Genomic DNA, 10,503 nt, shown 5'->3' with positions numbered 1-10,503 from the left:
GGCGCTGTTCCTGCTGGCGCTGATCTTCTCGCCGCGGCACGGGTTGCTACGGCGGTGGTTCCGGGATGTGTCGCTGCGCCGGGCGTAAATCGCGCGCCGTCGACCAGCAATTCTAATTATGGCGCTGAAGCCAGAGCCTCACGGGCGTCGGCGCACAGCAGATAATGGTGCATTACGCTGGCGCTAATGGCACCCTACGCCTTTCGATCAGACCCGGTGCCATGGCATGGCTGCACGCCATACCCGTAGGGCGGGTTAGCGCAGCGTAACCCGCCGTCGATAACATAGCGCCGCAGGCGCACAACTAGAGTTGCCCCCGTGCGCCTGCGGCGCGGTTTGTTTGACGGTGCATTACGCTGGCGCTAATGGCACCCTACGCCTTTCGATCAGACCCGGTGCCATGGCAGGACTCCACCACCTACCCACCGCGGGAGTGACGGCAGCGATCATCGTCGCGACTTCTCCCGCTCAAGCCGCTCGACTTTGCGGTGCAGATCCTCGAGGAGATGGAGCATGCGCTCGCGCTCCTCGTGGGCCTTCTCTTCGGTCTGTTGGTGCTTGGCGTCGGCTTCCTCCATATGCCGCTCCTGCATGGTACTGACGATAATGCCGATGAACAGATTCAGCACCGTGAAGGCCGACATCAGGATGAAGACAATGAAATAGATCCAGGCCAGGGGATAGACTTCCATCACTGGCCGGGCGATCTCCTGGGACCAGCTCTCCAGGGTCATCACCTGAAATAATGAGTACAGCGTCCGCCCCAGATGACCGAAATCCTCCGGGAAGCTATCCCCAAAGAGCTTTGTGCCCATGACGCCGAAGACGTAGAACACCAGCGCCAGGAGAAACGCGATCCAGCCGATACTGGGAATCGCCTTGAGCAGCGACTCGACGATCATCCGCAGCCGACCCACCTTGGCGATGAGGCGCAGCACGCGGAGAATGCGCAACGCCCGCAGCACGGTGAATGGTCCGGCATCGGGCATCAGCGAGATGCCCACGATGATGAAGTCGAACACGTTCCAGCCCTGCTTGAAGAACCGGTAATCGAAGGCGAACAGCTTGAGACCAATCTCGATGACGAACACCGTGAGTACGGCGCGCTCGACAATCAGCAGCGCCTCGCCGGCGTGGCGCTGCACCACATCGAAGGTCTCAAGCCCCAGGGTGATGGCGTTGAAGCAGATGAGGACAATGATGAAGTTCTGGACCGGACGGCTTTCCACCCAATCCCCGACACGCTCGCGCAACCCCGGCGACGCACTGTATTCCATTGTGGCCCTCGCATGCGGAAATGAGTAAGCTGCAGAATACCCTCGGCACAGCCGGGGTAGGCCTCGCAGGCACCGGATGACCCGCTCTGGCGGCCCGCCATTATACGGGCAATTCAGTGCCCGAAAACGGCCACGGTCACCACGAACAAGACCATGCCGACCAGGGCCCCCACCAGGGTGCCGTTGATGCGGATGAACTGGAGGTCCCGCCCCACGGCCAATTCCAGCCGATCCACCAGGCTGTCGGTGGGCCACTCCCGGACCACGTCGGCAATGAACGTGCCGATACTGTCGCGAAACGGCAGCACTAGCTCCCGCAGCAGCGATTCCAGGCGCTCATCCAGCCGCGCCCTCGCCCCGGGGTCGGTCTCCAGGGTGTAACCAAAACGCTGCAGGCTCGCGACCAGAGAGGCCCGGAACCCGGCATCCCCGGCGTTCACCCCGTCCAGCAGGGCCTGACGTAGATCTTCCCAGAGCTGCTCGATCAGCCCCTGCAACTCGTCGCTTGCCAGTATCTGATCGCGGATACCGTCCAGTCGCGCCCGCACGGTTGCCGACGCCCGGAGCTGGCCGATTAGATCGTGCACCGCCCGATCGAAGTCCTGACGGACGGGGTGATCATGCTGAGCAAGCTCGCCCAGCCATTCCTCAACCCCGGCGATGATGGCGTCGGCCAGCCGGCGGTCGAACCGTCGCGGCACCCACCAGCGGCTGCGCGCACCGACCTGCCCGCGGATCATCTCCCGATTGCGGATCAGCACATCCCGCGCCAGCAGCAGCGAGCGGTCGAAAAGGCGCTGATGATCACGGCTGTCCATAAACAGCTGCAGCAACCGCTCAATGACGGGCACCAGATCCAGCCGCCGCACATGGGAGGCCAACGCATCCCGGTAGAAGCCACGGACTTCCTGGTCCTGGAACGCGTTGATCATGTCCGGGGCGAGCACCAGGAGCCGGCCGGCAACCAGATCCGCGTTGTGCGGCTGCGCCAGCCAGTGGCCCAAATGCAGCGACGGTTCTGCCCCGTGCAGACGGGCCAAGACCACGTCCTGATCCAGGAAATTCCGTGAGACGAAGCGTCCGAGACCGCGTCCGAGACGCTCCTTGTTGCGCGGCACGATGGCCGTGTGCGGGATGGGCAACCCCAGCGGGCGTCGGAACAGCGCCGTGACCGCGAACCAGTCGGCCACACCGCCGATCAGGCCGGCCTCGGCGCCGGAGCGAACCAATAGCATCCAGTAACCCGGGGTCTCGACGAAGTGGGTAGCAAAATAGACAGCGCCGGCCCCCACAAGCGACGCCGTGGCGACGCGGCGGTGCCGCCGCAACACGCGGCGCTGGTGGATGTCCTCATGCGCTGGGGTCATCGAACCTCGATCACCCGCTCCGGATCGAACGGCCTGCCGGGAACCGTCTCGCAGGGGTAGCCGCGCTGGTTGCTCAGTACGCGGACCCCGCAATAGTAGAGGTCTGTATTGGCATGGGTGTGGCCGTGAATCCACAATGCCGCCCCGCCTTCCGCCAGCAGGGGATGGAGGTCGCTCACAAACGCAGTGGACAATTCATTCATCGGGTGCTTCGGGTGCGCACAGTCCAGCAGGGGCGCCGCGTGGGTAATGACGACCGTCGGCTCATCGGCCTCGGTAACGATGGCCTCATGCAGCCACCCCCGCGTCCGCCGATGGCAGTCACGCGTGTGCTCCGGGGTGAGGATCTCCGCCTCGCCATTGGTGCGAATGTAACGGTAATCGGGCATGATCTGGCCGACGGCCGGCATGGCCCGATCCACCGGAATGCGGCCATCCCCGGCAAAGTCCGTCCACAGCGTGGCCCCGAGGAAACGCACGCCGTTCACTCGGGCAATATCGCGTTCAAGCACGTACACACCAGTCCCCATGGATTGGTCGCGCAGATCATCCACCAGTGCCGGATACCGCTTGCCGTAGAATTCATGGTTGCCGGCCACATAGATCGCCGGTATGCCAAGGCGATCCACTTGGTCGGCCGCCCAGCGGAGCCCGTGGGTGCCATTATCGATATCGCCGGCGAGCACCAGCACATCCGCGTGGACATCCGGCAGGTCGGGTGGCTTCTCCTCGGTCAGATGCCGCACCACCTCGTTATGAAGATCACTGACAACCTGTATCCGCATCAGCGCTCTCCCCCCAACTGTCCGTCCAGATTCGCCAGATACTCCCGGATACGTTCGGCGTTGACGCCAAGATCACTCCTGCCGATCCGGGACGCCGAGCGCACATCCACGACGACCTCATCGCCATCATCGCGCAGCCGGACAACCACGTCATCCTGAAAACCGAACCACGGTGTTGTCGCCACCGCCTCGATGCGCCCACGCTCCAGGTCGGCGTGCTCTACGTGCCATTGCATCAGCCGCGCTGTCTCCTCGGCCACCGCGAAAACGTCATCCAGCGACGCCGCATAGCGGCGCGACTCCACATCGGGATAGGCCTCACGCTGTTGCTCGATGAAGGCTTCCCCCGGATGCTCAACGGCGTTGGGCGCCTCCTCCCGTGCCGCGACCAACGCCTCAAACTCCGGGATGTCGTCCGTATCCGTGGTGATATCGTGAATCGGTGGCACCCGATCGGCTTGGTATTGCATGTACACCGGCCAAGCGGCGGCTCCGAGGCCCAGCCCCAGCGCCACTAAGCCGGCGATCACAACATGCCGCCGGCGCCCCACCAGCGCCGCCAGAACGGCTGCAAACCCGCAAATGGCACCGGCCAGCCCAATCCACTTACCATAGTTCATCAGGTCGAAGGCCTGGCCAAGGCCGATCCAGCCCAGCTGATACCAGGGCCCGGGCAACAGCACGGCCAGTCCTCCGACGACGGAGAGACCAATGCCACCGCCGGCGACCAGGCGTTGCCGTTTGCTGCCTTGGGTGGGCTCGCTCGTTTGCATCGCTCCTCCTCGTCCACTGGCCATTCACTGGCCTTCAAGCTGCCAGTATCGCGACTGCTTCACAGCAGGCCAAGGGGAATTCTGCGAAAACTGGAACAACGATGGATTCACAGGCATCACAAAAGACATGGAAAACCGTGTCCACAAAATACCACACAGCTATCTGCAGCCTCTTGCGCGGGGGCTGTTGGTGCTCACCGTGCTCATTGTCATGGCAGCGTGCGGTCCGCGCACCCAGGACACGGAGCCACCCACGCAAACGCCCAGTTTGGACCCGGGCATCGCCACCATGCCAGACGGACAACGTCTGCCGCTGAGCCGCTGGCGTGCACTCGGCGAGGAACCCAAGGCGGTCATTCTGGGCGTCCACGGGTTCAATGACTACCGCAGCGGCTGGTCGGTGCTTGGCCATGACCTGCGCCAGCGCGGGGTCTCCGTCTATGCCTACGATCAACGCGGCTTTGGTGCCACGGAGCATCGCGGCGTGTGGGCGGGCACCGAGGTGTTGATCTCGGACCTGGCTGTCGTGGTTGACCTGCTGCGCGAACAATACCCGAACACGCCCCTGTACATCGCGGGGGAGAGCATGGGCGGCGCCGTTGCGCTGCTCACCCACGCCCGCCACCCGGAGCTCGACATCGACGGGACCATCCTGCTGGCACCGGCGGTCTGGAATCGCGGGGCCATGCCCTGGTATCAACGATTCGCGCTTTGGGCGGCATCCTGGGTCGCGCCAGAGCGCAAGCTGACGGGGAGCGGGGTGCAGGTGCGGCCCTCAGACAATCGCGACATGCTGCGCGCCCTGGGCCGGGATCCCCTCATCCAGCGCGGCGCGCGGATCGACGCCCTAAGGGGGCTGGCGAACCTGATGGACGCCGCTCAGTCCGCCATCCCGCACTACCGGGGCCGTACCCTGATCCTCTATGGCGAAAAGGACGAGATCATTCCCTACCGCCCAACCTGCCAGATGTTCCAGCGCCTCCCTGATGCCGAGCAGTGGCGCGCCGCGCTGTATCGCGAGGGCTACCACATGCTCACGCGGGATCTGCAAGGGGGTGTGGTTCGCCAGGACATCGGCGACTGGGTACTCAACCCGAACGCGGCGCTATCCTCCGGGGAAGAGGCGGCACTGGCGGGGCGGCTGGGTGAGTTCTGCGGACTCTCGGCGTGATCGGATCAACGATGGGTTGCGCCGCGCTTCACCCCCCGTCATCGTTCAGGCCAGGGGCGCACCACATTTATCAACCACGCAAAGGCGCAACCTCACCGGTCTCGAGCCACCGCAGGTAGTCGTCCAGGATCAGCCCGTGATCGAAGGCGAGGGGGCCGGGGTCGCCCGGATCCACAATGCGGATCGCCGCGGCATCGTCGTCGGCGGCGGGTGTACCGCTGGCATCGGCAACATAGACGCAGCTTGCAGTATGACCCCGCGGGTCGCGGTCCGGCGAGGAGTACACCCCCAACAAGCACACAAGCGCCACGGCCAGACGGGTTTCCTCCTTTGCCTCGCGCCGCGCGGCCGCTTCGACGGGTTCCCCCCGGTCCACGAAACCACCGGGAAGGGCGAGTCCGTGGGGCAGCCTGGCGCGCTCGATGAGCACGACACGCCTTCGATCGCCATCCAGGCGGATCACACAATCAGCGGTCAACAGCGGCGTCTCGGGGATAGGCATTAGATACGACTCCAGGGCATTGCGGGGCGTGTCTCCGCGTCCAGGCCGAGCAGCTCGCGCACGGCATCGGAATCGGGGGATTCACACACGGCGCGGGCCAAGTGCCGCGCCTCCCGTGTATCGGTGCGTTGGATCACCCGCGCCAGGGTGGCAATGAGCCGCGGCGCCATGGAGAAGCGGCGAAAACCCAGCCCCAGTAGCAACGGCAAGACGCCGGGCAGCTGCTGCAGCAAGCCGCAGAGCTGCACGCCGCGACAATCCGGTCCCGCCAGATCCGCCACGGTGCCGAGGAAGCGCAGCAGTGGTGGCGAATAGGGGTCCAGGTAGCCGGCCACCTCGGGAATGTCCCGGTCGGCGCCAAAGAGGCACTGCATCAGGTCATTACAACCAATGGACACCAGTTGCGCGCGCTGGCGCCATTCGGGCATCGCCAGCACCGCGGCCGGGGTTTCGGCCATAATGCCCACGGGAACCGACTCCGGCAGCCTGACACCCAACTCATGGCGCCAGTGGCGGAATTCTTCCGGGCTGGCGACGTAGGGGATGAGCACCGCCAGTTCCCATTGCCGAGACAGTTCGGCGATGGCCGCCACCTGCGCCTGGACCACGCTGCGAACCGGTTCAACACCGAACAGGCGAGAGCCCTGCATACCGAGCAGCCCGGCCATTCCGGCCATCTCGCCGAGCCAGGGGGGGCGCTTGTCCACGGAGATATCCAGCAATCGAAATGTCACCGCCAAGGGCTTGGCGGCTTCGCAAATCTCCCCCATCACCTCATGGTAAAAGGCGACGTCGGGCTGACGACCATGGGGCGGTGTCAGGTACTCGGTCCTGACCATGCCCACGCCGGCGGCGCCCGCTTCCAGTGCCTCCTTCGCCCCTGGCGCGCCGGTAATGCTCGCACGCAGTTCCACCGCCACGCCATCGGCCGTAAGCACCGGCTCGCCGGCCTGCAACCCGACAGCACGTTCATCGTCCGCGTCGGCGGCCCCGGAGATGACACCACGCAGCTGCCCGCTGCCGCCGTCAAGGTGTATGGCGGCGCCGGTGTGCAGCTCCGCGGCCTGGCGTCGCCCGAGCACGACCGTGGGAATACCCAAGCCCTGAAGCTGGGTCATCGGATGGGACAGCGGCGCCCCCTCCACCACGATGAGCCCGGCCGGCCTGCTCTTCAGGGAACCCAGCTCAGCATAGTCGATCAGCACAATGTGCTGCTCATTCGCCGCCGCCACGCTGGTGCTCAGGGTGCCCTCGGCAATGCCGGGGACAAAGGGCATGGCTTGGATACGCATGGCAACAGTCTACGGACACAGGCACAGCCGTGTCACCAACCGTCACCCGCAACGGCCAAATCCAACAGATTCCCGCCCACGGTCGATCAGCGCGTCCCAACCGTGATGGTGGGCTGCGGTGCGGGCTCGGTGCTGGTGTAGCGCAGTTCCGGCCCCAGACGCCTCAAGGCCAGCGGCGGGTTCACCAGAAAGCGCTCCCCCATGAGCACCACATTGACCGGGTCCGATGGCGCCACGCGAACCTCCAGCAAGCCCGGGGCCCTGAAGAACTCGCGCATGGCGTCCATTCCGGCATTGAGCCTTGGATCGTCCCACTCGGCCACGGCCCACTCCAGCTCGCCGATGAGGTTTGCTGCCATGGTTGGGCCGGTCATCCCCCGGTCCCGGGCAAGCCGCTCCAGCAAGCCGTGGAACAAACCAGCATCCTGCCAACGACCCTCGAACTCCACCAGTTCCAGGCCCGAGGCAGGCCCGTCGTAGGGGTGATCAAGGAGGCCCCGGTCGCCCAGCAGAAAGCGCCCCTCCACCTCCACCCGATCGCCGCCGTGCAGGGCCGCCATCAGCTGATCGATTGCCAGGCTGCGGGTCTCCCCATCAAATCGCATACGCAGCGCAAGATCGCCCACCACCGGCCCGTTCAGCGCCCCCTCCAGGGCTTCCAGGGTCCGCGGCCAGCCGCCGCGAACCCAGTACGCGTCGTGGAGGTAGACATCAAGGTGCTCGGGCAGTGGGGAGCCGCCACTGAACTCGCGGATACTCACGCGGCGAACCTGCACGTCGGGGAAGAGCCCCTCTCCGACGAGCCGCAGATCATGGACGGCGGCGGTGCGCTCCAGCGGATTGACGGTCACGGCTCGGTAGCTGCCTTCCACGTAAGCCGGCAAATCATCCAACACCGCATCCACGGCGCGCTCCACCCGGTGCTCGAGGTACCGCTGTCCGCCGAACAGGGCAACCCCCAGCAGCACACCGAGCAGGACCACCACAACCAGCGCTCGCATTGCCCGACCCAGCATTCAGGCACCTATGATCATTGCAAGTAATTGCAGACACACAGCCGCGAACACCCCTGCCAGCACGTCGTCCGCCATGATGCCAAATCCACCGCCGACCCGACGATCCAGCCAGCTGATGGGCCAGGGCTTGAGCACGTCGAAGGCGCGGAACAGGACGAACCCGGTGATCACCCACAGGATGCCCACCGGGGCGGCAATCATGGTAATCAGAAACCCCGCCACCTCATCCCATACGATCGCCGGGTGATCGTGGACGCCAAAATCCCGGGCGGCGCGATCGCAGATCCACACCCCGGCAATCACCACAATCAGCGTCGCCACAAGATAACCCCACAGGGGCAAGGCAAGCAGCAGCACGTAGAGCGCGATTCCGGCAAGGGTGCCGACGGTGCCCGGCGCCCGGGGTGCCAGCCCGGTGCCAAAGCCGAGCGCCAGAAAATGCACCGGATTGGTCAGCGTGGCACGCCCCTTAAGGGATGGGATCGCCTGTCCGCGCGCCATCAGCGATGCTCCGGAAAGTGGCTGTAGCCGCACGCGGCCAGGGTGACCGGCGTCCGATCCCCCCGCACCAGGCGCAGACCGGGCTGGGGTTGGATATAGCCGATGCGGGTCAGCGACACGCCGAGCCGGCTGGCGATCGCGTCGAGTTCATGGAGCCGCGAGGGGGGCATCGTAAAGCACAGTTCATAGTCGTCACCTCCCGCCAGTGCACCCCCCCACTGCCGCTCTCGCCCCCCGAAACGCAAGCCGGGTTCGGACAGGGGCAAGCGATCCACATCCACAGTCGCACCCAGACCGCTCGCGGAGAGGATATGCCCGAGGTCGGCGGCCAGACCATCGGAGATATCCACCGCAGCCGTCGCCCGCCCGCGCAACGCCTGACCGAGGCTCACCCTGGGGGTAGGACGATGCAGGCGATTCAGAAGAAAGGCGACGTCCGGGTCATCCCGATCCGCGCGTCCGCGCCAGAGATCCAGGCCAAGGGCTGCGTCGCCAAGGGTGCCACTGACCACAATGGCGTCCCCCGGACGGGCACCGCAACGCCGCAGGGCCGCGCCCGGCGGTGCCAATCCGGCCACCTGTACCGTAACATTCAAGGGGCCGCGAGCCGTATCCCCCCCCACCAGGCGCATCTGATGGTAGCGCGCGACACGGCCCAGGCCGGTGGCGAACTGCCGCAACCACTGCTGGTCGGCCTTGGGCAGGGTGAGCACCAACTGAAACCAGGCGGGTTGCGCGCCCATGGCAGCCAAATCGCTGAGATTGACCGCCAAGGCCTTTTCGCCAATCGCGTCAACCGGTGCATCCTTGGGGAAGTGAACGGCATCCACCAGGCAATCGGTCGCTAGAACCAACGTCTGCCCAGCCGGGGGCTGCACTACGGCGCCGTCGTCGCCCACACCGAGCAGCACATCCGTCCGCCGAGAGCCGAGGTCACCGAAGTAGGTCCGGATCAAATCGAATTCCGTCATGCCCGTCACCCTCCCCCCGTGCTGACACACCGGTGCCTCTTCCGGGACAGGACACTAGCCGGTCACAGCGGATGCTTCAGCCTCGGGTATCCCCCCGACCCATCTCCGCAGCCCGCAGTGCCTGGCCGCGCGCGACCTTATCGAGTACGCCATTGATGTACTTGTGGCTGGCTTCGGCGCCAAAGGCCTTCGCCAGCTCGACCGCCTCGTTGATCACGACGCGGCAGGGGATATCCAGACGCTCGCTCAGTTCGTACGCCCCCATGCGCAACACCAACCGCTCCACCGGGTCAAGGCTGGCCATGGCACGGTCGAGATGCGGGACAATCTGCGCGTCCCACTCTTCGAGCCGATCCAGCACACCATGCAGCAGCTCGCGGAACAGGACGAGATCCGCATCGGCCATGTCCAGGGCTTCTTCCATCTCCCGGTCGGGTTCCACCACCGGGGGGCGCTCGTTAATCGGCCGCGCTGGCTCTGCGGGGAGGAATTGACTCTCGATCTCCCGTGCACTTTGCCCCGTCAATTGCCACTGATAGAGTGCCTGCAGCGCCCGCTGGCGCGCTGCGCGCCGTGGGCGGCTGTGACCGTGCCTGTGTCGCGTCCTGGCCATGGGGTTAACCATCGAGCCTGCGCAACAGGCTCACCATTTCCATCGCGGACAATGCCGCTTCCACACCCTTATTGCCCGCCTTGGTACCGGCGCGTTCGATGGCCTGTTCGATGGAATCCACCGTCAACACGCCGAAAGCCACCGGCAGGTCGCGCCGCGTGGCGACCTGGCTGAGACCCTTGCTGCATTCGCCGGCGACATAGTCGAAATGCGGGGTTCCACCACGAATCACGGC

12 protein-coding genes are annotated in these 10,503 nt (G+C 65.4%); 1 reads left to right on the top strand and 11 read right to left on the bottom strand.

Annotated features, from left to right (window positions below):
- Positions 1–446: 446 nt before the first annotated feature.
- From QZT63_RS04355 to QZT63_RS04340, 4 genes are all read right to left on the bottom strand, one after another.
- Complete coding sequence (locus tag QZT63_RS04355) at positions 447–1,277, bottom strand: ion transporter (protein WP_290648916.1); 831 nt, start codon at positions 1,275–1,277, stop codon at positions 447–449.
- A 113-nt stretch (positions 1,278–1,390) separates the two neighbouring features.
- Positions 1,391–2,644, bottom strand: a complete 1,254-nt coding sequence (locus QZT63_RS04350; RefSeq protein WP_290648915.1) for a DUF445 domain-containing protein — start codon at positions 2,642–2,644, stop codon at positions 1,391–1,393.
- Positions 2,641–3,429, bottom strand: coding sequence for a metallophosphoesterase (locus QZT63_RS04345; RefSeq protein ID WP_290648913.1), 789 nt, complete (start codon positions 3,427–3,429; stop codon positions 2,641–2,643). The genes QZT63_RS04350 and QZT63_RS04345 overlap by 4 nt, the downstream gene beginning before the upstream one ends.
- The gene (locus QZT63_RS04340; RefSeq protein ID WP_290648911.1) at positions 3,429–4,202 is read right to left on the bottom strand and encodes a DUF1499 domain-containing protein; all 774 of its coding nucleotides are present in this window, start codon (positions 4,200–4,202) and stop codon (positions 3,429–3,431) included. Before QZT63_RS04340 ends, QZT63_RS04345 begins: the two co-directional genes overlap by 1 nt.
- 127 nt (positions 4,203–4,329) lie before the next feature.
- Here QZT63_RS04340 and QZT63_RS04335 point away from each other — a divergent pair, with 127 nt between their 5' ends.
- Complete coding sequence (locus tag QZT63_RS04335; RefSeq protein WP_290648909.1) at positions 4,330–5,373, top strand: alpha/beta hydrolase; 1,044 nt, start codon at positions 4,330–4,332, stop codon at positions 5,371–5,373.
- A gap of 70 nt (positions 5,374–5,443) precedes the next feature.
- Here the strand turns inward: QZT63_RS04335 and QZT63_RS04330 are convergent, their stop codons facing one another.
- The 7 genes from QZT63_RS04330 to ribH all read right to left on the bottom strand — a co-directional run.
- Positions 5,444–5,875 (bottom strand): NUDIX hydrolase, encoded by a 432-nt coding sequence (locus QZT63_RS04330; protein WP_290648908.1) that lies wholly within the window; start codon positions 5,873–5,875, stop codon positions 5,444–5,446.
- Positions 5,875–7,167 (bottom strand): putative PEP-binding protein, encoded by a 1,293-nt coding sequence (locus QZT63_RS04325; protein WP_290648906.1) that lies wholly within the window; start codon positions 7,165–7,167, stop codon positions 5,875–5,877. The genes QZT63_RS04330 and QZT63_RS04325 overlap by 1 nt, the downstream gene beginning before the upstream one ends.
- Before the next feature lie 86 nt (positions 7,168–7,253).
- Positions 7,254–8,183 (bottom strand): hypothetical protein, encoded by a 930-nt coding sequence (locus tag QZT63_RS04320; protein ID WP_290648904.1) that lies wholly within the window; start codon positions 8,181–8,183, stop codon positions 7,254–7,256.
- Positions 8,184–8,684: a phosphatidylglycerophosphatase A gene (locus QZT63_RS04315; RefSeq protein ID WP_290648902.1), complete on the bottom strand. Its 501-nt coding sequence runs from the start codon at positions 8,682–8,684 to the stop codon at positions 8,184–8,186. It abuts the gene before it with no gap.
- Positions 8,684–9,655: a thiamine-phosphate kinase gene (gene thiL / locus QZT63_RS04310; RefSeq protein WP_290648900.1), complete on the bottom strand. Its 972-nt coding sequence runs from the start codon at positions 9,653–9,655 to the stop codon at positions 8,684–8,686. The genes QZT63_RS04315 and thiL overlap by 1 nt, the downstream gene beginning before the upstream one ends.
- Before the next feature lie 76 nt (positions 9,656–9,731).
- Positions 9,732–10,268, bottom strand: a complete 537-nt coding sequence (gene nusB / locus QZT63_RS04305) for a transcription antitermination factor NusB (protein WP_290648898.1) — start codon at positions 10,266–10,268, stop codon at positions 9,732–9,734.
- A gap of 4 nt (positions 10,269–10,272) precedes the next feature.
- On the bottom strand, positions 10,273–10,503 hold a 231-nt coding region (ribH, locus tag QZT63_RS04300; RefSeq protein WP_290648896.1), incomplete at its 5' end, for a 6,7-dimethyl-8-ribityllumazine synthase.

The organism is Aquisalimonas sp., from assembly GCF_007120195.1.
In the GTDB taxonomy this organism is placed as follows: domain Bacteria; phylum Pseudomonadota; class Gammaproteobacteria; order Nitrococcales; family Aquisalimonadaceae; genus Aquisalimonas.
Note: the sequence above shows the minus strand (reverse complement) of the source record. Positions and strands in the feature narration are given on the sequence as shown.